Here is a 23,199-nt window from a genome sequence, read left to right as displayed (position 1 = left end):
CGGTCAGAAGCAGGCGCCGACCGCCGCCGCCAGCGCGTCGCGCAAATCGGGGTCGTCGGTCAGGGGCAGGACGATGGCCATCCGGCAGGCGGCCTCGGGCGCGACGCCGCGGGCGATCAGCCGGCCGGCGTGGACCAGCATGCGGGTCGAGGCGCCCTCTTCCAGCCCACGGCCGCGCAGGTTGCGGCTGCGCTCCGCCACCGCCACCACGCGCCGCGCCATCGCCGGTTCGATCCCGGCCTCGTGCGCGACGATCGCGGCCTCTGTGGCGGCCGTCGGATAGCCAAACTCCAGCGCGGCGAAGCGCTGCTTGGTGGATTCCTTCAAATCCTTCGCCACGCTCTGGTAACCGGGGTTGTAAGCGACGACGAGCTGGAAGTCGGGGTGGGCGGTCAGCAGCTCGTTCCGCTTGTCGAGCGGCAGCGCCCGCCGGTCGTCAGCCAGGGGATGGATGACGACCGTGGTGTCGGCCCGCGCCTCCACGACCTCGTCGAGGTAGCAGATGGCGCCATGGCGCACCGCCAGGGTCAGCGGGCCGTCCTGCCACACCGTCCCCTCCGCCTCCAGCAGATAGCGGCCGACGAGGTCGGCGGCGGTCAGATCCTCGTTGCAGGCCACGGTGATGAGCGGCCGGCCGAGCCGCCACGCCATATGCTCGATGAAGCGGGTCTTGCCGCAACCGGTCGGCCCCTTCAGCATCACCGGCAGGCGGTCGGCGTGGGCCGCCTCGAACAGGGCGATCTCGTCACCGGCCGGGCGATAGTAGGGTTCCCGCGCGATCCGGTAGCTGTGGAGCGCCATGCCGTCCGCCTTTCGCGATGCGCTTGCCGGGGGTCAGCGGTGCGCCGGCTCGTCCGACGGGATGCCGTCGATCGGGCATTCGGGCGTGCCGACCGTCGGGCGGGTGAAGGATTCCACCATGGCCCGCGTGCCCTCGGGGTCGTTCACCCACTGCCGGTAGAAGTCGTAGGGGCAGGCCGCTTCGCCCTTTACCCCGTCGTGGCTGTTGATCATGCCGGTGTAGCCGCGGTGGACCAGCTTGAAGAGATGGTTCTCCGACTGCCCGTGCTTGCGGAAGTCGCGGATCAGTGACTTGGAGAGCTGGGCGTACTGGATGCCGTACTCCTCCTCGCCGCATTCGCCGAGCGTGCGGCCGTCGAAGCCGACGATGGCGGAATGGCCGAAATAGGAATAGACGCCGTCGAAACCGGCGGCGTTGGCCACCGCGACATAGGTGTTGTTGGCCCAGGCCATCGCCTTGGCCATCAGCACCTGCTGGTCCTTGGCCGGGTACATGTAGCCCTGGCAGCGGACGATCAGCTCCGCCCCCTTCATGGCGCAGTCGCGCCAGATCTCGGGATAATTGCCGTCGTCGCAGATGATCAGGCTGACCTTCAGTCCCTTCGGCCCCTCTGACACATAGGTGCAGGTGCCGGGGTACCAGCCCTCGATCGGCACCCAGGGCATGATCTTGCGGTATTTCTGCACGATCTCGCCCTGGTCGTTCATCAGTATCAGGGTGTTGTAGGGCGCCTTGTGGGGATGCTCCTCGTGCCGCTCGCCGGTCAGGGAGAAGACGCCCCACACCTTCGCCTTGCGGCAGGCGGCGGCGAAGATTTCCGTCTCGTCGCCGGGGATGGTCGCGGCGGTCTCGTACATCTCCTTGGAATCGTACATGATTCCGTGGGTCGAGTATTCGGGGAAGATCACGAGGTCGAGGCCGGGCAGGCCCGTCTTCATGCCGACCAGCATGTCGGCGATCTTTTGCGCGTTCTCCAGCACCTCCGCCTTGGTGTGAAGGCGCGGCATCTTGTAATTGACGACGGCGACGCCGACGGTGTCGTTGCTGCTGGTGATATCGCCGTGGATCATCTCGATCTCCCTCGCGTGACCGGGGCATGGGGCGGCGCGCGCGGGAAGCGGGTTGAGCATCCGGCTTCCGCATTGTTTTCGCACGCTTCTTTGTCCCGACCGATCATCGGGGAGCAGCTGTTTCGCGGGAATACGCGATTCCCCGTATGGCCGATCCCTCCTCGGGTCAATCCGACGGCGGCGTCCCACCCACCGGGAAATGGCAGGCGACATGGTGGCCCGGCGACAACGTTTGCATGACCGGCGCCAAGCGCCGGCAGACGCCGGCGGCGATCGGGCAACGGGTGTGGAAGCGGCAGCCCGACGGCAGGTCGTAGGGGCTGGGCGTGTCGCCGGTCAATGCCGGCCCGGCGGGAGCGGCGGGGCCTTCGATCCTCGGCGCGGCGTCGAGCAGGGCGCGGGTGTAGGGATGGGCGGGGCGGCGCCACAGGCTGTCGCGGCCGCCCAGTTCGACGATCCGGCCGAGATACATCACCGCCACCCGGTCGGAGACATACTCGACCACCGACAGGTCATGGCCGATGAACAGAAAGCTGACGCCCAGCGTGCTCTGCAGGTCGGTCAGCAGATTGAGGATCTGCGCCTGGACCGAGACGTCGAGCGCCGAGACGGGTTCGTCGAGAACCACGACCTTCGGTTCCAGCGCCAGCGCGCGGGCGATGCCGATGCGCTGGCGCTGGCCGCCGGAGAACTCGTGCGGCCGGCGCTGCGCCGCCTCGGGCGGCAGCCCGACCTTCCCCAACAGGTCGGCGACGCGCGCGCGCCGCTCGGCCCGGCTTCCGATGCCGTGGATCTCCAGCGGCTCGGCCAGCAGGTCGCCGACCGTCCAGCGCGGGTCGAGCGAGGCCGCCGGGTCCTGCAGGACCATCTGGAGGTCGCGCCGCGCCGCGCGCATGCGACGCCGCGAGGCGTGGGTGATGTCCGTGTCCCCCAGCCGGATGGTCCCGGCGCTGGGGTCGAGCAGCCGGACCACCGCCCGCGCCAGCGTCGATTTCCCGCAGCCGGATTCGCCGACGATGCCCAGCGTCTCGCCGGGCGCCAGTTCGAAGGACACGTCGTCCAGCGCGTGGACGACGCCGCGCGCCGTCCGGTACTCGACGGACAGCCCGCTCACCCGCAGCACCGGGGTGGCGGCGACGGCGGCGGAAACCGTGGGCGCGGCGAGGGCGGCGTCAGAGGGCATGGGTCTCTCCCGCGTGATGGCAGGCGACGAGGCCGCTTCCGGCCCGGCGCGGCGGCGGAACGGCCTGGGCGCAGCGGGCGTCGGCCAGCGGGCAGCGCGGCGCGAAGGCGCAGCCGGCCGGCATCGCCGCCAGCGCCGGCACGGTGCCGGGAATCTCGGCCAGACGCTCCCGCACCGCGCCGGCCGCTCCGGCCCCGGCGCGCGGCTGCGCGGCGATGAGGCCACGGGTGTAGGGATGCAGGGGATCGGCGAAGAGGTCGCGGGTGTCGCGCTCCTCCACCTTGCGGCCGGCATACATCACCAGCACGCGGTCGACGTAGCGCGACACCACGCCGAGATCGTGGGTGATGAAGACCACGGCGGTGCCCTGCTCGCGCCGCAGCTCGTCAATCAGCGACAGGATCTGCGCCTGGATGGTGACGTCGAGCGCGGTCGTCGGCTCGTCGGCGACCAGAACGGCAGGGGCGCCGGCCAGCGCCATGGCGATCATCACCCGCTGGCGCATGCCGCCCGACAGGCGGTGCGGATACTCGGCGAAGCGGCGCTCCGGATCGGGGATGCGCACCCGCTCCAGCAGCGCCAGCGTCCGCTCGCGCGCCGCCTTGCGGCTGACCGTCTCGTGTTCGAGGATCGCCTCCATGATCTGCTCGCCCACGGTCAGCACCGGGTTGAGCGCGGTCATCGGCTCCTGGAAGATCATCGCGATGCGGGCCCCGCGCACGCGCCGCAACGCCGCCTCGTCGAGCGCCAGCAGGTCACGGCCCTCGAGCCGCACCGTGCCGCCGGTCACCCGGCCGGGCGGTGGGATGAGGCCGAGCAGCGCCAACGCGGTCAGCGACTTGCCGCAGCCGCTCTCGCCGACGATGGCGAGCATCTCGCCGCTCTTGACCGAAAAGGACAGCTCGCGCACGGCGGGCAGCAGGCCGTGGCGGTTCTGGAAGCCGATCGACAGGCCGTCGACGGCCAGGACCGGCTCGTTTGGCACAGAGGGACTCATCGCCGCTCCCCCTTGCTGCTCAGCACGTCGTTCAGCCCGTCGCCCAGCAGGTTCAGCGCCAGAACGGCGATGACGATGGCCACGCCGGGGATCGCGGCGACGTGCGGATCGGTGCGGATCGTCTCGCGCCCCGCACCGACCATGCCGCCCCAGCTGACGACGTTGGGATCGCCGAGGCCGAGGAAGGACAGCGAGGATTCGGTGAGGATGGCGGTCGCCACCAGGATCGATGCCGACACGATCACCGGCGCCAGCGCGTTCGGCAGGATGTGCCGGACGATGATCCGGGCGTCGGACGCGCCGAGGATGATCGAGGCCTGGGCCAGTTCGCTGTTGCGCAGACGCAGCACCTCCGCCCGCACCAGCCGCGCCAGCCCCGACCAGGAGGTGATGCCGATGGCCGCGGTGATGGTGGCGATGGAGGGCTGCAGGATGGCGACCAGCGCCAGCGTGAACAGGAAGGGCGGGATGGTCTGGAACAGCTCGGTCACCCGCATCAGCGCCCGGTCGATCCGCCCGCCGTAATAGCCGGACAGCGCGCCGATGCCGATGCCGATCACCAGCGACACCAGCGCCGCCACCCCGCCGATCAGCAGCGAGACGCGGGCGCCGTGGAAGATGCCCGACGCCAGATCGCGGCCCATCATGTCGGTGCCGAGCGGGAACGCGGCGTCCTCGCCCGGGCGCAGCAGCGGCATCCCCGCCATGTCCAGCGGGTCGCCGGTGAAGGCGATGTCGGCGAAGGCCGCCATGGCCAGGATGCCGGCCAGCAGGATCAGCCCCAGCAGCGCCGACGGGCGGCGCAGCAGGCGTCCGACGGTGGTGTCGCGGAAGTTCGCCCGCGCCGGCGGGAGGGAAACGGTCTCGGGAAGCGCCATCGGTCAGTTGAGTTCAATGCGGGGGTCGAGCAGCGTGTAGACGAGATCGACCGCGATGTTGACGAGGACCACGACCACCGACGAGCAGAAGAGGATGCCGAGCAGCAGGTTGAGGTCGCGCTGGAAGAGTGCCGCGAAGGCCAGCCGGCCCAGCCCCGGCCAGGAGAACACCGTCTCGACCAGAACCGCCCCGCCGAGGATGGAGCCGAGCTGGACGCCGAGCGTGGTGACGATCGGCAGCAGGGCGTTGCGCAGCACATGGCGCCAGGCGATGCGGCGGGGCCGCACCCCCTTGGCCCGCGCGGTGCGGACGAAGTCCTGGCCGTAGACCTCCAGCATCGCCGCCCGCATCAGCCGGGCGTAGATGGCGAGGTAGAACAGCCCGAGCGTCACCGCCGGCAGCACCAGATGCAGCGCCACGTCGCCGACCAGGGCGAGGCCGCTCAGGTTGGCCTCGACGCTGGTCATGCCGCCGACCGGCAGCCAGTCCAGCATGACGGAGAAGACGACGATCAGCATGATGCCGACCCAGAAGACCGGGGTGGCGTAGAAGAGCAGCGCCACGATGGAGATCACCGTGTCGGTCAACTTCCCCGCCCGCCGGGCGGCGAGGAAGCCAAGCGCGCAGCCGGCGACCAGCGCGAAGCCGATGGCAGTTCCCATCAGCAGCAGCGTCGCCGGCAGGCGTTGCAGGATCAGCTCCGACACCGGCAGCGACTGGCGGAAGGAATAGCCAAGGTCGAAGGTCACCAGATTGCCGAGATAGCGCAGGAACTGGACGTAGAGCGGCTGATCGAGCCCGAACTGCCGCCGCAGCGCCTCCATATACTCCGGCGTCGCCGCCCCGGACTCCCCCGCCAGCACCTGGGCCGCGTCGCCGGGCGCCAGATGCAGCAGGAAGAAGTTGATCAGCGCGATGCCCAGGAGGACGAAGACCACCTGGGCGGCGCTGCGCCTGAGATAGGTCAGCACGGCGCGTCAGTTCCCCTTCGGCGCGTCGACGAAGCGGGCGTTCTTCAGCGAGGAATAGACCTGATCGCCCTGTTCGACGATGCCCTCGAGGTCGGCCGAATAGACCGAGAAGAAGTTCAGCTCCAGCAGCGGCAGCGACGGCACGTCGCCCAGCACGATGTCCTGGAACTCGTTGAACTGGGCGATGCGCTTGGCCGGATCGCCCTCGACGCCGGCTTCCTGGATCAGCGCGTCAGCCTTGGCGTTGCGGTAGCCCGAACCGTTGGTCCAGGGCGTGCCGGTGCCGAGCCAGCCCGACCAGAAGGCCCGCACCACGCCGATCTGCGGATCGGGGAAGGCGTTGTTGTAGGAGATGGCGAAGTCGAAATCGCGGTCGACATAGACGCGCTTGATGAAGGCGGCGCTGTCCTGCGAGCGGATGGTCACCTCGATGCCGACGCGCTTCAGCGCCTGCTTGAGGAACTCGCCGGTGCGTCGGTAATCGTCGCCGTAGGGCAGGAAGTCATGGGTCAGCGTGAAGCGCACGCCGTTGGCGTCGCGCTTGAAGCCGGCCTCGTCCAGCAGCGCCTCGGCCTTCTTCACGTCGAAGGGATACTGCGGCAGCTTGGCGTTGTGGAAGGTGACGAGCGACGACGGCACCGGGCTGATCGCCGGCTTGGCGTAGCCGAACCAGACGATCTTCGCCAGGGCGGCGCGGTCGATGGCGTGGGCGATGGCCCGGCGCACCCGGACGTCCTTGAGATGCTGATTCTCGACGTTGAAATCGAGATAGAGCAGCGGCGACAGCCACTCGTAGCCGCGGGTATCGACCTTCAGGCGCGGCAGCTTGGCCAGCCGCTCGGCGTCGCGGAAGGGCACCGGGTTGTAGGGGGCGTACTGGATCTCCCCCTTCTCGATGGCGGCGGCGCGGGCGGCGGCGTCGGGGATCATGCGGAACAGCAGCCGGTCGAGATGCGGCTTGCCGGCCTCCCAATAATCCGGGTTGCGGGTCAGCTTGACATACTCGCCGCGCTTCCACTCCTTGAAGACGAAGGGGCCGGTGCCAACCGGCTTGTTGTTGTAGGGGTTGTTGAGAACGTCGGTGCCTTCGTAGAGGTGCTTGGGCAGGATCGGGGCGCCGACGCCGTTCAGCACCGACAGGATCGGCAGCGAGGGCTTGGACAGGCGCAGGATGACGGTGGCGTCGTCCGGGGTGTCGACCTGGGTGACGTTCTCGAACAGCGACTTGTTGCGCGGGTGGATGGTCTTCCAGACATTCTCCAGCGACCATTTCACATCGGCGGCGGAGAAGGGCTGGCCGTCATGCCATTTCACACCACCGCGCAGGTGGAACGTGATGGTCAGCCCGTCGGGCGCCACTTCCCAGCGTTCGGCGAGAGCCGGCTTCGGCTTCAGTTCGAAATCGTAGGTGACCAGACCGTCGAAGATGTTGCCGGCGACCACCTGGGTCGGCTGCGCCATGTTGGTGGACGGGGTGAGGGTGACCGGCTCGGGCTGCAGGATGATGCTGAGGGTGCCGCCCTGGCGCGCCTCCTGCGCAACGGCGCTCCCCTGCGGGCCGGGAAGAACACCGACCACCACCGCGGCTGTCATCGCCGCCGCCGCGGCCATCACCAACCTCCGGCGAATACCGGTTCCAACCTGCCGATCCCGTCCCATCATGCTGCTCTCCGGCGCGAACTGTGTAAGGCGCCCGATTAAGCCCAGCGACCATCTGGAGGTCAACATGATTTCACATAAAAGCATTTCTGGCATGCCAGAAAAACAACTATAATATCAGTAAATACTAAACTTGGAATTCCTGTCTTGGTTGTGAATCGGCAATGGAACGCGTCGAAAACCGTGGGCCATCGGCGTTGGCGGGATTCTCTCGACGTTTTCAAGAAGCCGGAAATGCCGCGACGCTTCGGCAACCACCATGGCGAGCACCTCCGCCCGGTCGTGCGCCGCTCCTCTCGTCAGCCCGTGACCACCGCCCCTGGTTCGGGCGCCGAAACCGCCTTCGCACCAGGATCCCGCGCAATGCGGCGCGGCAAACGCAGGGTGAAGCCCGTGCCCTGCCCGGCCACCGATCGAACCGCCACCGTACCGCCAAGCACGCCTGTCACTGTGCTGTGCACGATATGCAGCCCGAGCCCCGAACCTCCCTCCCCGCGTTTGGTCGTGAAGAAGGGGTCGAAGACTTTCGGCAGATGGTCTTCGGGGATGCCGGATCCGTCATCGGAAAATGAAATGACGACATCATCGTCGCCGTCGGTACGGATCGTGATCCGGATGGTTCCCCGTTGGTTCTCCCCATACGCATGGATCAGCGCGTTGATCACAAGATTGGTCAGAACCTGGCTCAGCGCGCCTGGGAAGCTGTCCATCTCCAGCCCCTCCGGACAGTCCACCTCGACCGTCACCTGCGTGCGCTTCAGCCGGGGCCGCAGAGAGAACAGCACCTCGTCGACATAGGTGCGCAGATCGAAGGAGCGCCGCTCGCCGGAGGTCTGGTCCACCGCCACCTGTTTGAAGCTCTGCACCAACGCCGCCGCCCGGTTCATATTCGAGACCAGCAGGCGCGCGGCCTCCGTCACCGCGTCCAGATACTCGGCCAGGATGGTCTTCTTCAGGGTTCCCGAATCGAAACGAAGGCGCAGGTCGCGGGCCTGCTCCGCGATGTGGCTGGCGGCGGTGAGGCCGATGCCGATGGGCGTGTTGATCTCGTGCGCCACCCCGGCCACCAGCTGCCCCAGGGACGCCATGGCCTCCGCCTGGATCAGGCTCTCCTGGGCCGCGCGCAACTCGGCAAGCGCGCGCTCCGCCTCGTCGCGGGCCGCCGCCATTGCGGCCTCCGCCGCCTTGCGGTCGTTGATGTCGTAGAGCCATGTCAGCAGCGCCGGCTCCCCGTCCATCTCGATCTCGCCCCAGCTCGACAGCACCCAGACCATCGTTCCGTCCGGCTTGCGGAAGCGCACCTCGGCGTCGCGGAAGGGGCCTTCCCGTTCGAAGCGGTCGATCAGCGCCTGGCGGTCCGCCGGATCGGCGTACAGCCGCTCGGCGGGCATCGGCAGCAGGTCGTCGCGCGACCGGCCCAGGATGACCTCCGACTGCGTGTTGCAGAACACCAGCAGGCCGTCGCGGCGCGTGATGTTCACGGCGATGGGGCTGGCCTCCAGGATGCGCAGCAGCCGCTCCTTACCGGCGCGAACTTCCTCTTCCTGGCGGCGGCGCTCGGTGATGTCGGTCATGATGCCGACATAGCGCACCGCCTGCCCGGAGGCATCGCGGATCGCCCGTCCCTGAGCCGCGATCCAGATCCAGCCGCCATCGGCGCGGCGCAGCCGGTAATCGTAGGCGTAGGCCGCGGTCTCGCCCCGCAGGTGGGCATCGATGGTGGTCAGCACGCGCTGCCGGTCGTCGGGATGCAGGCGCACGTCCCAAAAGTCGGCGGGCATCTCCGGAGGCTCGGCGTAGCCCAGCATGCGCGGAAAGCTGTCGGACCACCAGCAGGTCCCGCGCGGAATGTCGGTGTCCCACACCGCGGCACCGGTGGCGTCCAGCGCCATTTCCAACCGGTCGGCCAGATCGCGGCGCACCGCGTCGGCCTTCTTCTGCTCGGTCAGGTCGTAGAACCAACTGATGTGGCAGCGCTGCCCTTCAAAGTCGATGACGGTCGAACTCAGCGAGCCCATGCAGGTCTCGCCATCGCCGCGGCGCAGCAGCACCTCCTGCCCATCGAAAAGGCCTTCGGCGTAGAGGCGATCGATGGCCGTCCGGCGGTCCAGCGGGTCATGATAGAGCGGCCACATGCCGTCGCGCTGGAGCTGCTCGCCGCTGATTTTGAAACATGTGGCGGCGCTGGGGCTGTGGTAGAGATTCGTGCCGTCGCGCGTGTTGATGAGAACACCGATGGGAGCGGTGTCCAGGATGGCGCGCAGCCGTTTTTCCGTCGCGACGGAGGCGTTTGAGGACCGTTCCGCTGGGGACTTTGGCCCCATGCGCCGCGCCGCCAGCAAGCCGGCGAGAAATCCGGCCAGGAGACCGGCGAACAGCGCAAACAGCGCCACCGTCAGCGAATCTGCAATCATTGGGCCTCCCGCCGACCCCCACTTGAAACCGACGGGAGAACAAAATCAATGGCTATGACGCCGCACCATGCTTTGGTACGGCGTCACAAACCTTTCCGATCAGCCCTTCAGCTTGGTCATCAGGATTTCGTTGACCAGGGCCGGGTTGGCCTTGCCCTGGGTCGCCTTCATGACCTGACCGACGAAGAAGCCGAACAGCTTATCCTTGCCCGACCGGAACTCCGCCACCTTGTCGGCGTTGGCGGCCAGAACGGAGTCGATGGACGCCTCGATGGCCCCGGTGTCGGTGACCTGGCGCAATCCCTTCTTCTCGACGATGTCCGCAGGCTTCTCACCCGTTTCGAACATCGCCTCGAACACCTCCTTGGCGATTCGGCCGGAGATGGTGTTGTCGGCGATCAGGTCGATCAGGCCGCCGAGATTCTCCGCCGAGACGGGGCTCTCCTCGATCTCCTTGCCGGCCTTGTTCAGATAGCCGAACAGCTCGCCGGTGACCCAGTTGGCGGCCAGCTTCGGGTCGCGGCCCTTGGCCACCGCCTCGAAGAAGTCGGCACGGGCCTTTTCCGACACCAGCACGTTGGCGTCGTAGGGCGACAGCTTGTACTCGGCTATGAAGCGGGCCTTCTTGTCGTCCGGCAGCTCCGGCAGGGTGCGCTTGATGTCCTCCACCCACGCCGCGTCCAGCTCCAGCGGCAGCAGGTCCGGATCGGGGAAGTAGCGGTAGTCGTGCGCCTCTTCCTTGGAGCGCATGGAGCGGGTCACGAACTTGGTCGTGTCCCACAGACGCGTCTCCTGGTCGATCTTGCCGCCCTCCTCGATGATCTCGATCTGGCGGCGCGCCTCGTACTCGATCGCCTGCATGACGAAGCGGATCGAGTTGACGTTCTTGATCTCGCAGCGCGTGCCGAAGGGCGCGCCCGGCTTGCGCACCGACACGTTGACGTCGCAGCGCATGGAGCCTTCCTCCATGTTGCCGTCACAGGTGCCGAGGTAACGCAGGATGGAGCGCAGCTTGCGCACATAGGCGCCGGCCTCCTCGGCCGTGCGCATGTCCGGCTCCGACACGATCTCCATCAGCGCCACGCCCGACCGGTTCAGGTCGATGTAGGTCTTGGCGGGGTGCTGGTCGTGCAGCGACTTGCCGGCGTCCTGCTCCAGATGCAGGCGCGTGACGCCGACCGTGCGGGAGGAGCCGTCCGGCAGGTCCAGAACGATCTCGCCCTTGCCGACGATGGGCTGCAGATACTGGCTGATCTGATAGCCCTGCGGCAGGTCGGCGTAGAAGTAGTTCTTGCGGTCGAACACCGAGTGCAGGTTGATCTGCGCCTTCAGCCCCAGGCCGGTGCGCACCGCCTGCTCGATGCAACGCTCGTTGATGACGGGCAGCATGCCGGGAAAGGCGGCGTCGACGAAGCTGACCTGGCTGTTCGGCTCCGCGCCGAAGGCTGTGGCGGCGCCGGAGAACAGCTTGGCGTTCGAGATGACCTGGGCGTGGACCTCCAGCCCGATCACGATTTCCCAATCGCCCGTTTCGCCCTGAATGTACGACATCGGTCTCTTCTCTCGTCCGGCTCAGGCCATGAACGGCGGGGTGGCGGTGACGGCGGCGGCCTTCTCGATAACCTGACCGACGCGCAGGATGGTCTCCTCATCGAAGGGCCGGCCCAGGAGCTGGAGTCCCAGCGGCAGCCCGTCCGACCCGACGCCCGCCGGAACCGACATGCCCGGCAGGCCGGCCAGCGAGGCCGGAACCGTAAACACATCGTTCAGGTACATCTGGATCGGATCGTCCATCTTCTCGCCGATGGCGAAGGCGGTGCTCGGCGCGGTCGGCGTCAGGATGACGTCGCACGTCTTGAACGCCTCGTCGAAGTCCCACTTGATGCGCGTGCGCACCTGACGGGCCTTGTTGTAGTAGGCGTCGTAATAGCCCGCCGACAGCACGTAGGTGCCGATCAGGATGCGGCGGCGGACCTCCTTGCCGAAGCCGGCGCCGCGGGTGTTCTCGTACATGTCCTTCAGGCTGGCGCCTTCGACCCGCAGGCCGTAGCGCAGGCCGTCGTAGCGCGCGAGGTTCGACGACGCCTCGGCCGGAGCGACGATGTAGTAGGTGGCCAGAGCGTACTTGGTGTGCGGCAGGCTGATCTCCACCGGCTCGGCGCCGGCCTGCTTCAGCCATTCGATGCCCTGGTCCCAGATCGCGGCGATCTCGGCGGGCATGCCCTCCACCCGGTATTCCTTGGGAATGCCGACCTTCAGGCCGCGGATGTCGCCGGTCAGCGCGGCGCGGAAGTCCGGCACCGCCATGTCGACCGAGGTCGAGTCCTTCGGGTCGAAGCCGCACATCGAGCGCAGCATGATCGCCGCGTCCTCGACCGTGCGGGTCATTGGGCCGGCCTGATCCAGCGAGGAGGCGAAGGCGACCACGCCCCAGCGCGAGCAGCGGCCGTAGGTCGGCTTGATGCCGACGATGCCGGTGAAGGCGGCGGGCTGGCGGATCGAGCCGCCGGTGTCCGTCCCCGTGGCGCCCAGCGCGGCGCGCGCGGCCACCGCCGCGGCCGAGCCGCCCGACGAGCCGCCGGGGACAAGCTGGCGCGACCAGTTGCCGACCTCGCCCGGGCTCCACGGGCTGATCACGTTGCCGTGGTGGGAGGTGATGTTGGCCGAGCCCATGGCGAACTCGTCCAGGTTCACCTTGCCCAGCATGACGGCGCCGTCGCGCCACAGGTTGCTGGTGACGGTGGACTCATACTCCGGCTTGAAGCCGTCGAGGATGTGGCTGGCCGCGGTGGTCGGCACGCCCTTGGTGCAGAACAGGTCCTTCACCGCGATGGGCAGGCCTTCCATCGGGCCGGCCTCGCCCTTGGCGCGACGGGCGTCCGACGCCTTGGCCATCGCCAGCGCCTGCTCCGGCGTCTCGGTGATGAAGGCGTTCAGGGGGCGGATCGTCTCCACCGCCTTGACGTGGGCCTCGGTCAGCTCGACCGCGGTGAACTCCTTCTTGGCGAGGCCGTCGAGGGCCGCCGCCATGGTCAGATGCGTAAGACCGGTCATCACTCGACCACCTTCGGAACGACGTAGAAGCCTTCGGCCGTCTCCGGGCCGTTGGAGAGGACGGCGTCGCGGTAACCGCCATCGGTCACCTCGTCCTTGCGGCGGCGCAGCGTTTGCGCGGCCACGCTGGTCATCGGCGGCACGTCCTGCGTGTCGACCTCGCCCAACTGTTCGACGAAGGTCAGGATTTGGCTCAGCTCACCCGCCAGGTGATCCAGTTCATCGTCCGGCACCTTGATGCGGGCCAGATGCGCGATCTTGGCCACGGTGGCCTTGTCGAGCGACATGCCTTCCACTCTCTTCCGAAACGTCTGGAAAAACGGCTTGGAAGCTATCACCCGAATTCTATTACCGCAATGATTCAGGGATATCCCTTCCAGCGGTGCGCGCCCGCCGAGCGGCGGCGGAGACGCGCCGGTGGATGGGGAGGCGTCGGGCCGCTCACCCGTTGCCGCGCCCCGCGGCCCAGCCTTCCCGGTCGAGGCGCAGGGTGAACAGGGCAAGCCGGTCGCCCCAGGGCGCCGTGTGCCCGTCAACGGCGATCGGGGCGAATCCCAGCGCGGCGTAGAGAAGAAGTCCCGGCGTGTTGGTGTTGAAGCAGCGCAGCCGAAGTTCCGGCAAGCCGTGATGGACGAAGGCACGGTCCATCATGGCGGACACGAGATGCTTCGCCACGCCCGTCCGGCGCGCCCAGGGCGCCACGCTGACGTTGCCCAGGCTGGCGGTTCGCCCCGACTCGAAAATCGCGAAGTTCGCGTAGCCGACCACCTCGCCGCCGCGCAGCACCACCGTGGGATCGCGGCGCACGGCCAGGGAGTCGCGCACCTGCTCCGGAGTCAGCGGCCACGTCGCGCGGGGAAACAGAAAATACAGCTCCTCCCGGTCGCGGGCGAAGCGGCAGATGTGCGGGATGTCGGAATCCGCCAAGGGGCGGTGGCTGAGTGCGGCGGGACCCGGAACGGGGGCGGCGCTGGGCATGGATGAACTCCGGAATTTGTACGCAACAGGATAAGGGTGCGGGAAAGGGACACAAGCCGCCATAGGCCGGCGGCAGTGCATCGCCCGACATCGCCGCCGGGCTTGCCGTTCCGGCTTGCGGCTTCTATGGTTCGCGGCATGATCCACACGCTTCCCGAACTGGCCGCCCGCCTGGGCCGGGGCCAGCGCCTGCTCGGCCTGGATGTCGGCACCAAGACCGTCGGCATGGCCGTGTCCGACCCGAACTTCGTCGTCGCCTCGCCGATCGGCACGCTGAAGCGCACGAAGTTCACCCAAGACGCCCGCGAGCTGTCGCGGACGCTGCGCGATTACGGGATCGGCGGGCTGGTGATCGGTCTGCCGCTGAACATGGACGGGTCGGAGGGGCCGCGCGCCGAATCCACCCGCGCCTTCGCCAAGAACCTGATGGAACGGTCCGACCTGCTGGGCTGGGATGCCGAGATCGCTTTCTGGGACGAGCGGCTGTCGACTTCCGCCGTCGAGCGTTTCATGATCGGCGAAGCCGACATGACCCGCAAGCGCCGGGACGAGGTGGTGGACAAGATGGCCGCCGCCTACATCCTGCAGGGCGCGCTCGACGCGCTGGCCCACATCCGCCGCATGGAGCGGGAGCAGCGAGAGCGCGATGAGGACGAGAACGACCTAGGCGACGACAACGACGGCGGGGACGCCTGACCGCCGCACCATGCTGCCCATCGCCGGGGCGCTGGCCCCGATCTTCCTGCTGATCCTGTTCGGACAGGGGCTGCGCCGCCGCGCCGTGATCCCCGAGTCCGCCTGGCCGTCGCTCGACCGGCTGACCTATCTGTTGTTCTTTCCCTGCCTGATCGTGGACGAGCTGACGCGGACCGACCTGGGCGCGCTGTCCATGGGGTCGATGGGCGGAACGATGGCGGCTGGGATTTTCGCCGGCGCCGCCCTGGCGCTCGCCATCCGTCGCCCGATCGGGCTGGACGGTCCGGCCTTCACCTCGATTTTCCAGGGGGCGATCCGGCCCAACACCTATGTGGGTCTGGCGGGGGCCAGCGCGCTCTATGGGTCCGCCGGGCTGACGCTGACGGCGGTGGGCATCGCCGTGGTGGTGCCGCTGGTCAATCTGCTCTGCGTCACGGCGATGGTGCGCTATGGGCGCGTGTCGGACGGCACGCCGCAGCGCAGCGGCGTCGGCGCGATCGCCGCCGGCATCCTGCGCAACCCGATCATCATCGCCGTCGCCATCGGCGCCACCCTGAACCTGGTGGGGATCGGCCGCATTCCGGTGGTCGGGGATGTGGTGGCCATTCTGGCGCGGGCCGCCCTGCCCATGGGGCTGCTCTCGGTCGGCGCCGGTCTGGATCTCACTGCGGCACGCGGCGCCGGGCTTGGCGTGGCGCTGTCCAGCGTCCTGAAGCTGCTTCTGGTTCCCGCCGCAACGGCGCTCGCCGGGCTGTGGCTGGGGGTGGACGGGCTGCCGCTGACCATCGCGGTGCTGTTCAACGCCCTGCCCTGTTCGGCCAGTTCCTATGTCCTGGCGCGCCAGATGGGCGGCGACCACGCTCTCGTGGCCGGCATCATCACCGTCCAGACTCTCGCCTCCGCCGCGACGCTGCCGCTGGTCGTCGCCTTGGCGGGCTGACGGCCCGTCGCCTTAAAGGATTCGTTAGGCGCCCCCGCAAAACCACCCCTGGTGGTTTTCAATAGGGTTTTGCACCTGCATTGGCCAACAGCAAAACACAGTCATCGGTGGCCCAGGGAAAAGGCATAGGGAACACCACCACTGCAGTGGTCTCCACACCGACGGAAGCCCCCGCCTCCGCGTCTTTGGTGGTTTTGAAGACGGGCGGCACGAACGTTCAAACCGCCCTGTCCAACATCAGGGCCTCGGCCCTCGGTGCGTCGTTGGACAGCGTGGGCGGTTGGAGTCCGGGCAATGCGGCCAACGCCTACGTCATAACGAACGGCAAGGATGGACACGGCGTCGTTGGCATAGTCATCGCAAACGGTGTGGATGATGACGCCGAAGAGAGTTCCGCAAACATACTCCGAACTCTTCAGGGGCTCATCCCGTAATTCAAAAACACACGACAGCCGGTCAGCGCTTCATCAGCGCGAACACACCCCAACCCAGGCAATCACGCGTGTAGGTGGCATAGCGCTCGGGCTCCGAGGTCAGCTTGTCCCGGACATCCGGCGCGAGTTCGTCGTCGGGATTGGCGTCGAGCCACCGCCGCATGGTGAGCCACTTCGCCGCCTCGTAGCGGTCCCAACCGTCCTGGTCGGCCAGCACCATTTCAACGACGTCGCAGCCGAGCCGGCGAAAGGACGCGAGAAGGTCCGGAAGCATCATGAAGTCGGAGATCGCGTTGGCAAGACACCCCTTGGCGACTTCGTCCGTCGGCGGCAGGCGCCGCCAGAAAGGTTCGCCGATGAGGGTGATCCCGCCGTCGCACAGGCTACGCTCCAGCAAGGCGATCGTGCCGGCGACGCCACCGCCGATCCAGGTGGCGCCGACGCAGGCCGCCACCCTGGCTTTCTCGTCCGACACATAGCCCGCGGCATCGCCGTGGATGAACTCGACCCGGTCGGCGACACCGAGTTCCACCGCACGCAGTTTCGCCTGCGCGGTGAACAGCTGGCTCATGTCGATGCCGGTGCCAACGATGCCGTGATCGCGCGCCCAACTGCACAGCATCTCGCCCGAACCGCTGCCGAGGTCGAGCACGCGCGTCCCCGCTTCCAGGCGCAGCGCCGCGCCGAGCGTGGCGAGCTTCTCGGGTGTGATCGGGTTGTGGATGCGATGGGCGCTTTCCGTGATGTTGAAGATCCGCGGAATGTCCATGGCCCCCCCAATGACGCGAGCAATTCCTTTTGCAACCCGAACAATCCGGCTGAGAATATCCGAGTGGGGTCAGGTTACCATGGTTCTATTTCCCACAGCCGGGCTCCCGAACTGCAGCAACGACCTGCGACGACGTGTCCAACGGCTTAAGGCGGCTCGGGAGCGCCCTGGGGAAAGCGCTCCAGCCCGTCGTCGATCATGTAATAGTCCGCCTTGTCCGCCACATGGATGTGCCGCAGCGTGGCGAGCCCGGTCGGCTGGTCCAGGCTGCCGGCGGCCACGTCGAGCAGGTCGGACTCGTCGCCGCTCCAGAACAGCGACGACCCGCAGCGTGAGCAGAACCCGCGCCGCGCCTTCGCCGAGGAGCGATACCAGGACAGGGCACCGTCGGCGTCGGACACCGCCACCGTCTCGCGCGGAATGGTGATGTAAGCGCCGAAATGGCCGTGGAAGCGCCGGCATTGACCGCAATGGCAGTTCACCACCCCCATGGGCTGCTCAGCCACCTGGTACCGGACGGCGCCGCACAGGCAACCACCGGTCAACGTCGCGCCATCGCTCATGTCTCGTCCTCCGTCGGGTCGCAAAAGGGCGTCTGGTTGCCGGGCTCCGTGCTGGTCCGGCGGGCAAGGCCGTCTTCACACAGGCTGCAACAGTCGCCCCTGAGACTCCCTCCCGCTCCCGCCGTCCGTCATGGGGTCAGCCCTGCCAGAAGGGCTTGTCGGCTTCGGTCACCGCGTCGGCACGGGACAGGCCGATGTCCTGCAACAGATGGTCGGGCAAGGCCTCCAGCGCGCGCCGCTGGCGCCGCCGCTCGTTCCAGGTCGCCACCGTGTCGAACAGGGCGACCAGCGCCCCGCCGATGCCCTGGCCGGGCCGCTCCCGCGCGTCGGTGCGGGTGTCGATGCTGCCGCTCATGCCGCTCTTCATGCTCTGGGCCATGACCGCGTCTCCTCTTGTCTCCGGTCTCCGTCGGGGCCTGTCGCCCGACATTGCCGACTGTGTTCCGTGACTGGAGGATGAGCCACCCGGTCCTTGCGCACAAACGACGCTTTCTCATAGTTTGGATTAGGAAAACTAATCCGAATCCCGCGTCCCGGAGTCGCTCCATGGCCCGTCGCCTGCCGCCGCTGAACGCCCTGCGCGCCTTCGAATCCGCCGCCCGCCACCTGTCCTTCACCAAGGCGGCGGAGGAGCTTCACGTCACCCAGGCGGCGGTCAGCCATCAGATAAAGGGGCTGGAGGAATGGCTGGGCATGCCGCTGTTCCGCCGGATGAACCGCGCGCTGATCCTGACCGAGACCGGGCAATCCTATCTGCCGCCGGTGCGCGACGCGCTCGACACGCTGTCTCAGGCGACGGAGCGGCTGTTCCGCATGGACGGGTCCGGCGCGCTGACCATCTCCACCATGCCCAGCTTCGCCGCGAAGTGGCTGGTCATGCGGCTCGGCCGCTTCCAGGCCCGCCACCCGGAGCTGGAGGTGCGGCTGCACACCACCCCGCAACTCGTCGACTTCAGCCAGCAGGACGTCGACATCGGCATCCGCTTCGGCGCGGGCAACTGGCCCGGCCTGCGCTGCGAACGGCTGATGACCGAGGACATCTACCCGGTGTGCAGCCCCTCGCTCCTCAACGGCCCTCGCCCTCTGCGCTGCCCGGAGGACCTACGCCACCACACGCTGCTCCACGACGACTACTTCATTACCTGGGGCACCTGGGGCGAGGCCGCCGGGATTGCCGGGCTCGACCACGCCCGCGGCCCGCGCTTCGACGATTCGGCGCTGCTGCTCCAGGTCGCGGCGGAGGGCGGCGGCGTGGCACTGGCGCGCGGCGTCCTGGTGGCGGACGACGTCGCCGCCGGGCGGCTGGTCCGGCTGTTCGACGTCCATCTGCCGGGCAACTACGCCTACTACGTCGCCGCCCCGCCCCATTACTTCACGCGCCCCAAGGTCAAGGCGTTCCGCGACTGGCTGTTCGAGGAGGCGGCCGGCGATCCCGCCCGCAAACCGGACGTCGGGCACAGCCGGGCCTTGTCCGCGGCGGAGTCCGCCACAACCTCTTCCCCAGACGCCTGAACAGACGCCTGACCGGGGAAAGGTTGCGCCATGACGCCCGCACGCCCACTCGCCCTCGCCGCCCTCCTGTCCGCTTCGCTGGCATGGCCAGCGGCCGCCCACCATGGCTGGGGCGGCTATGAGTCGGGACAGGAGATGACGCTGACCGGCACCGTGCAGCAGATCGCCTTCAACAACCCGCACGCCATGCTGAACCTCCAGGTTGACGGCAAGCTCTGGCACGTCGTACTCGCCCCGCCCAGCCGCATGAGCACGCGCGGCTTGGCCGCCGATTCGATCAAGCCCGGCCAGACCGTGACGGTGGTCGGCTACCCTGCCAAGTCCGACCCGGCGGAGCTGCGGGCGGAGCGCATCACCGCCGCCGACAAAACCATCGAGCTGCGCTGATGGCGGCCCCCGCGCCCGGTCGCGGCATGGACCACGATCTCGCCCCCACCGGCCCCGGCTGGCTCGTCGCTCTGGAAACGTCCGGGCTCGGCGAATCGCTGCGCCAGTCGGTCTGGCTCTATCCGCTGGTCGAGATCACGCACATTCTCGGATTCGCGCTTCTGGTCGGGGCGATCCTGGCCTTTGACCTGCGTCTGATCGGCGTTCGTGCGCCGCTGCTGCCGGCGGACGCCCTGGCGCGCCTTCTGCTTCCCGTGTCGATGGCCGGCTTCGCTCTGGCGATCCCCACCGGCCTCCTTCTCTTCACCACGGAGGCGACGGCGCTGGCCGGCAACCCGGCTTTCCTGGCAAAGCTGGCGCTGATCGGGCTGGCCCTGCTGAACATTTTGGCCTTCCACCGGCTTGCCGGGCGTCGGATGGCGGACTGGAGCCTGTCGGACCGGCCCCCGCCGGGAGCGCGTTTTGCCGGCGCCGCCTCGCTCGCGCTGTGGGTCGGCGTCCTGGCCTGCGGTCGGCTCATCGCCTACCTTTAAAAAGGACATAGGGCGCGCTTGCGGGCGTCCGGGACCGCTCCTATAGTCGCGGCCCATGACCGGATCGCCCCATTCCACGACGGTTTTCCCGCACCGCCACCTCCTTGGCATCGAGGGGCTGACGGCAGGCGAGATCACCACCATCCTCGACCTCGCCGACGGCTACGTCGAGCAGAACCGCCAGCCTTCGAAGAAGTCGTCTCTCCTCGACGGGCGGACGATCGTCAACCTCTTCTTCGAGAATTCGACCCGCACCCGCACCAGCTTCGAGCTGGCCGGCAAGCGGCTCGGCGCCGACGTCATCAACATGTCGTCGGACGGCAGCTCGGTGAAGAAGGGCGAAACGCTGATCGACACGGCGATGACGTTGAACGCCATGCACCTCGACGCGCTGGTCGTTCGCCACGCCGATTCGGGAGCCGTGAAGCTGCTGGCCGACAAGGTCAACTGCTCGGTCATCAACGCCGGCGACGGCCACCACGAGCACCCGACGCAGGGGCTCCTGGACGCGCTGGCGATCCGCCGCCGCCTGGGCAGCCTGGACGGTCTGATCGTGGCGATCTGCGGCGACATCCTGCACAGCCGCGTCGCACGCTCCAACATCCACCTGCTGAACGCCATGGGCGCTCGCGTCCGCGTCGTGGCGCCGCCGACGCTGATCCCCTCGCAGATCGACCGGCTGGGCGTCGAGGTCCACCACTCCATGGCGACCGGCCTGAAGGACGCCGACGTGGTGATGATGCTGCGCCTCCAGACGGAGCGGATGAGCGGCCAGTACGTCCCCTCGACCCGCGAATACTTCTACTTCTACGGCCTCGACTACGAGAAGCTGGCGGTGGCGAAGCCGCACGCGGTGGTCATGCATCCCGGCCCGATGAACCGCGGCGTCGAGATCGACTCGGAGGTCGCCGACGACCTCAAGCGCTCCATGATCCTCGATCAGGTGGAGCTGGGCGTGGCCGTCCGCATGGCCGTGCTCGACCTTCTCACCCGCGACCGCCGGGGGAACGATGTCTAATTCCAACGCGCCCCGTGTCGCCTACCGCAACGCCCGCCTGCTCGACCCCGCCAGCGGCCTGGACCAGCGGGGCGACCTGCTGACCGAAGGCGCGAAGATCGCCGACTTCGGCCCGTCGCTGTTCGCCGACGGCGTGCCGGAGGGGATCGAGGTCGTGGACCTCCAGGGCCAGTGCCTCGCCCCCGGCCTCGTCGACATGCGCGTCCTCATCGGCGAGCCCGGCGAGGAGGAAAAGGACACCATCAAGAGCGCGTCGCGCGCCGCGGTGGCCGGCGGCATCACCGCCGTGGTCCTGCTGCCCAACACCGACCCGGTGACCGACGAGGTGGCGAGCCTGGAGTTCATCGCCCGGCGCGCCCGCGAGGTGCGTCTGGTCAAGGTCTTCGCCTACGCCGCCGCGACCCGCGGGACCGAAGGCAACGAGATCACCGAGATGGGCCTGCTGTCCCGCGCCGGGGCCGTGGCCTTCACCGACGGCACCAAGGCGATCGCCAGCGCCAAGGCGATGCGCCGCGCGCTCAGCTACGCCCGCACCTTCGACAAGCTGATCGTCCAGCATCCGGAGGAGCCGAGCCTCGCCAGCGGCGGCATGATGAATTCGGGCGAGCGGGCCACCCGCCTCGGCCTCGTCGGCATCCCGCGGGAAGCCGAGATCATCATGATCGAGCGCGACCTGCGCCTGCTCGAACTCTCCGGCGGCCGGCTGCACTTCGCCCACGTCACGACGGGCGAGTCGGTGGACCTGATCCGCCGCGCCAAGGCGCGCGGGCTCAAGGTCACCTGCGACACCGCCCCGCATTACTTCGCCCTGACCGAGACGGACGTCGGCGACTACCGCACCTTCGCCAAGGTCTCGCCGCCGCTGCGCGGCGAGATGGACCGGCGCGCCATCGTCGAGGGTCTGGCCGACGGCACCATCGACGCCATCGCGTCGGACCACACGCCGCAGGACCAGGACCAGAAGCGCCTGCCCTTCGCCCAGGCCGCCTGCGGCGTGATCGGGTTGGAGACGCTGTTCCCACTGACGCTGGAGCTGGTGCACAAGGGCGCCATGCCGTTGCTGAAGGCGCTGGCCTGCGTGACCGTGAAGCCGGCCGAACTCCTCGGCCTGCCGCTCGGCCGCATCGCCAAGGGGGCGCCCGCCGACCTGATCGCCTTCGACCTGGAGGTGCCGTGGAAGGTGGACGTGACCGCCTTCAAGTCGAAGTCGAAGAACAGCCCCTTCGAGGACCGCCCCGTCCAGGGCCGTCCGCTGCGCACCGTGGTGGACGGGCGCACCGTCTGGCAGTTCGAGGGCTGACGCGGTGACCCTGCTTGTCTCGGCCCTGCTGGGCTATCTGCTGGGCTCGATCCCCTTCGGGCTGGTGCTGACGCGGCTGGCCGGTCTGGGCGACATCCGCAAGATCGGGTCCGGCAACATCGGCGCCACCAACGTGCTGCGCACCGGCAACAAGCCGCTGGCCGCCGCCACCCTGATCCTGGACAGCGGCAAGGGCGCCATCGCCGCCCTGCTCGCCCTGGCCTGGGCGGGGCCGGAGGCGGCGGTCTTCGCGGCGGGCGGCGCCATGCTGGGCCACAGCTTCCCGGTCTGGCTCGGCTTCAAGGGCGGCAAGGGCGTGGCGACCGCGCTCGGCGTGCTGCTGGCCGTGTCCTGGCCGGTCGGCGTGATCGCCTGCGCGACGTGGCTCGCCATGGCCTTCCTGTTCAAGATCTCGTCGTTGTCCGCCCTGACCGCGCTGGGCCTCAGCCCGATCTTCGGCTGGATCTTCGGCGGCCCGCTGGTGGCGGGGCTGTGCCTGTTCATCGCCGTGCTGGTCGCCATCCGCCATTCCGCGAACATCCAGCGCCTGCTGAAGGGTAAGGAACCGAAGATCAGCTTCGGCAAGAAGAAGGCCTGATCTACGCCCGTTCAGGCCTTCAGGAACACCTGATCCATCGCCGTCAGCAGTTCCCCCGCCAGGACGGGCTTCCTCAGGATCACCAGCGGTCCGCCTTCCCCGTCCTGAAGGCCGGGGATTCCGTCCTCGGGCGGCGAGGCGGACAGGACAACGATGGGCAGGTCAGGCCGGTTCAGACGCACCTGCCGGATCATCGCCTCGCCGCCCAGCCGGGGCATGACCAGATCGGTGATCACGGCGTCGAAAGCGCCCTCGACCAGGGCGCTCAACCCGGCTTCCCCATCCGTCACGGTGGTGACCGTGCACTGGGCCATCTCCAGCATGCGGCCCAGCGCCATGGCGGTGAGCGAGTCATCCTCCACGAGAAGAATGTTAAGCGTCCTCGCAAAACGCACCGGTAACCTCCACGGGTGGCGAACGGGCCGACACATTCTACGAAGGC

At 68.2% G+C, this 23,199-nt stretch carries 24 protein-coding genes; 8 read left to right on the top strand and 16 right to left on the bottom strand.

Annotated features, from left to right (window positions below; genetic code table 11):
* Nucleotides 1-3 precede the first annotated feature (3 nt).
* The 12 genes from FHW79_RS08050 to FHW79_RS07995 all read right to left on the bottom strand — a co-directional run bounded on the left by FHW79_RS08050 (nt 4) and on the right by FHW79_RS07995 (nt 14,007).
* Entirely contained in the window at nt 4-801 is a 798-nt protein-coding gene (locus FHW79_RS08050) for a CbbQ/NirQ/NorQ/GpvN family protein (protein WP_183178433.1), read from the bottom strand.
* Nucleotides 802-834: 33 nt separating this feature from the next.
* A complete protein-coding gene (locus FHW79_RS08045; protein ID WP_183178432.1) occupies nt 835-1,872 on the bottom strand; it encodes an aliphatic amidase in 1,038 nt (345 codons plus the stop codon).
* A gap of 166 nt (nt 1,873-2,038) precedes the next feature.
* Nucleotides 2,039-3,055 carry an oligopeptide/dipeptide ABC transporter ATP-binding protein gene (locus FHW79_RS08040; protein ID WP_183178431.1) on the bottom strand — a complete coding sequence of 339 codons (1,017 nt, stop codon included), beginning with the start codon at nt 3,053-3,055 and terminating at the stop codon, nt 2,039-2,041.
* A complete protein-coding gene (locus tag FHW79_RS08035) occupies nt 3,045-4,052 on the bottom strand; it encodes an ABC transporter ATP-binding protein (protein WP_183178430.1) in 1,008 nt (335 codons plus the stop codon). The genes FHW79_RS08040 and FHW79_RS08035 overlap by 11 nt, the downstream gene beginning before the upstream one ends.
* On the bottom strand, nt 4,049-4,930 hold the full coding sequence (locus tag FHW79_RS08030) for an ABC transporter permease (RefSeq protein ID WP_183178429.1): 882 nt from the start codon (nt 4,928-4,930) through the stop codon (nt 4,049-4,051). Before FHW79_RS08030 ends, FHW79_RS08035 begins: the two co-directional genes overlap by 4 nt.
* A gap of 3 nt (nt 4,931-4,933) precedes the next feature.
* The gene (locus FHW79_RS08025; protein WP_040133967.1) at nt 4,934-5,902 is read right to left on the bottom strand and encodes an ABC transporter permease; all 969 of its coding nucleotides are present in this window, start codon (nt 5,900-5,902) and stop codon (nt 4,934-4,936) included.
* Between the two features lie 6 nt (nt 5,903-5,908).
* Nucleotides 5,909-7,513: an ABC transporter substrate-binding protein gene (locus FHW79_RS08020; protein WP_247884230.1), complete on the bottom strand. Its 1,605-nt coding sequence runs from the start codon at nt 7,511-7,513 to the stop codon at nt 5,909-5,911.
* Between the two features lie 347 nt (nt 7,514-7,860).
* Nucleotides 7,861-9,975, bottom strand: coding sequence for a PAS domain S-box protein (locus FHW79_RS08015; RefSeq protein ID WP_183178427.1), 2,115 nt, complete (start codon nt 9,973-9,975; stop codon nt 7,861-7,863).
* A gap of 99 nt (nt 9,976-10,074) precedes the next feature.
* A complete protein-coding gene (gene gatB / locus FHW79_RS08010; protein ID WP_183178426.1) occupies nt 10,075-11,526 on the bottom strand; it encodes an Asp-tRNA(Asn)/Glu-tRNA(Gln) amidotransferase subunit GatB in 1,452 nt (483 codons plus the stop codon).
* A gap of 21 nt (nt 11,527-11,547) precedes the next feature.
* On the bottom strand, nt 11,548-13,029 hold the full coding sequence (gene gatA, locus FHW79_RS08005; RefSeq protein ID WP_183178425.1) for an Asp-tRNA(Asn)/Glu-tRNA(Gln) amidotransferase subunit GatA: 1,482 nt from the start codon (nt 13,027-13,029) through the stop codon (nt 11,548-11,550).
* Complete coding sequence (gene gatC / locus FHW79_RS08000) at nt 13,029-13,316, bottom strand: Asp-tRNA(Asn)/Glu-tRNA(Gln) amidotransferase subunit GatC (RefSeq protein WP_014198426.1); 288 nt, start codon at nt 13,314-13,316, stop codon at nt 13,029-13,031. The genes gatA and gatC overlap by 1 nt, the downstream gene beginning before the upstream one ends.
* Nucleotides 13,317-13,470: 154 nt before the next feature.
* Nucleotides 13,471-14,007: a GNAT family N-acetyltransferase gene (locus FHW79_RS07995; RefSeq protein WP_183178424.1), complete on the bottom strand. Its 537-nt coding sequence runs from the start codon at nt 14,005-14,007 to the stop codon at nt 13,471-13,473.
* A 138-nt stretch (nt 14,008-14,145) separates the two neighbouring features.
* On the opposite strand from FHW79_RS07995, the gene ruvX reads away from it, so the two are divergent.
* Both ruvX and FHW79_RS07985 read left to right on the top strand, forming a co-directional pair.
* Nucleotides 14,146-14,703, top strand: coding sequence for a Holliday junction resolvase RuvX (gene ruvX / locus FHW79_RS07990; RefSeq protein ID WP_183178423.1), 558 nt, complete (start codon nt 14,146-14,148; stop codon nt 14,701-14,703).
* A gap of 10 nt (nt 14,704-14,713) precedes the next feature.
* Nucleotides 14,714-15,643: an AEC family transporter gene (locus FHW79_RS07985; RefSeq protein ID WP_183178422.1), complete on the top strand. Its 930-nt coding sequence runs from the start codon at nt 14,714-14,716 to the stop codon at nt 15,641-15,643.
* Nucleotides 15,644-16,099: 456 nt separating this feature from the next.
* Here FHW79_RS07985 and FHW79_RS07980 read toward each other — a convergent pair whose 3' ends face one another.
* The 3 genes from FHW79_RS07980 to FHW79_RS07970 form a co-directional block, all read right to left on the bottom strand.
* Nucleotides 16,100-16,846 (bottom strand): class I SAM-dependent methyltransferase, encoded by a 747-nt coding sequence (locus FHW79_RS07980; RefSeq protein WP_183178421.1) that lies wholly within the window; start codon nt 16,844-16,846, stop codon nt 16,100-16,102.
* A gap of 146 nt (nt 16,847-16,992) precedes the next feature.
* Nucleotides 16,993-17,409, bottom strand: a complete 417-nt coding sequence (locus tag FHW79_RS07975) for a GFA family protein (protein WP_183178420.1) — start codon at nt 17,407-17,409, stop codon at nt 16,993-16,995.
* A 136-nt stretch (nt 17,410-17,545) separates the two neighbouring features.
* Nucleotides 17,546-17,788: a DUF1127 domain-containing protein gene (locus FHW79_RS07970; protein ID WP_183178419.1), complete on the bottom strand. Its 243-nt coding sequence runs from the start codon at nt 17,786-17,788 to the stop codon at nt 17,546-17,548.
* A gap of 167 nt (nt 17,789-17,955) precedes the next feature.
* Between FHW79_RS07970 and FHW79_RS07965 the strand changes: the two genes are divergently transcribed.
* The 6 genes from FHW79_RS07965 to plsY are packed head-to-tail and all read left to right on the top strand — an operon-like array spanning nt 17,956 to nt 22,757.
* On the top strand, nt 17,956-18,921 hold the full coding sequence (locus tag FHW79_RS07965; RefSeq protein WP_183178418.1) for a transcriptional regulator GcvA: 966 nt from the start codon (nt 17,956-17,958) through the stop codon (nt 18,919-18,921).
* Between the two features lie 30 nt (nt 18,922-18,951).
* Entirely contained in the window at nt 18,952-19,308 is a 357-nt protein-coding gene (locus FHW79_RS07960) for a DUF6152 family protein (RefSeq protein ID WP_183178417.1), read from the top strand.
* Nucleotides 19,308-19,841 carry a hypothetical protein gene (locus FHW79_RS07955; RefSeq protein ID WP_247884229.1) on the top strand — a complete coding sequence of 178 codons (534 nt, stop codon included), beginning with the start codon at nt 19,308-19,310 and terminating at the stop codon, nt 19,839-19,841. The genes FHW79_RS07960 and FHW79_RS07955 overlap by 1 nt, the downstream gene beginning before the upstream one ends.
* Nucleotides 19,842-19,896: 55 nt before the next feature.
* Nucleotides 19,897-20,859, top strand: coding sequence for an aspartate carbamoyltransferase catalytic subunit (locus FHW79_RS07950; RefSeq protein ID WP_183178416.1), 963 nt, complete (start codon nt 19,897-19,899; stop codon nt 20,857-20,859).
* The gene (pyrC, locus tag FHW79_RS07945; protein ID WP_183178415.1) at nt 20,852-22,159 is read left to right on the top strand and encodes a dihydroorotase; all 1,308 of its coding nucleotides are present in this window, start codon (nt 20,852-20,854) and stop codon (nt 22,157-22,159) included. Before FHW79_RS07950 ends, pyrC begins: the two co-directional genes overlap by 8 nt.
* 4 nt (nt 22,160-22,163) lie before the next feature.
* A complete protein-coding gene (plsY, locus tag FHW79_RS07940; protein ID WP_183178414.1) occupies nt 22,164-22,757 on the top strand; it encodes a glycerol-3-phosphate 1-O-acyltransferase PlsY in 594 nt (197 codons plus the stop codon).
* Nucleotides 22,758-22,768: 11 nt separating this feature from the next.
* Here plsY and FHW79_RS07935 read toward each other — a convergent pair whose 3' ends face one another.
* Nucleotides 22,769-23,152 (bottom strand): response regulator, encoded by a 384-nt coding sequence (locus FHW79_RS07935; RefSeq protein WP_183178413.1) that lies wholly within the window; start codon nt 23,150-23,152, stop codon nt 22,769-22,771.
* Nucleotides 23,153-23,199: the final 47 nt, after the last annotated feature.

It is taken from the genome of Azospirillum sp. OGB3 (genome assembly GCF_014192915.1).
GTDB lineage: Bacteria > Pseudomonadota > Alphaproteobacteria > Azospirillales > Azospirillaceae > Azospirillum.
This window is presented reverse-complemented; position numbering and strand designations above follow the sequence as displayed.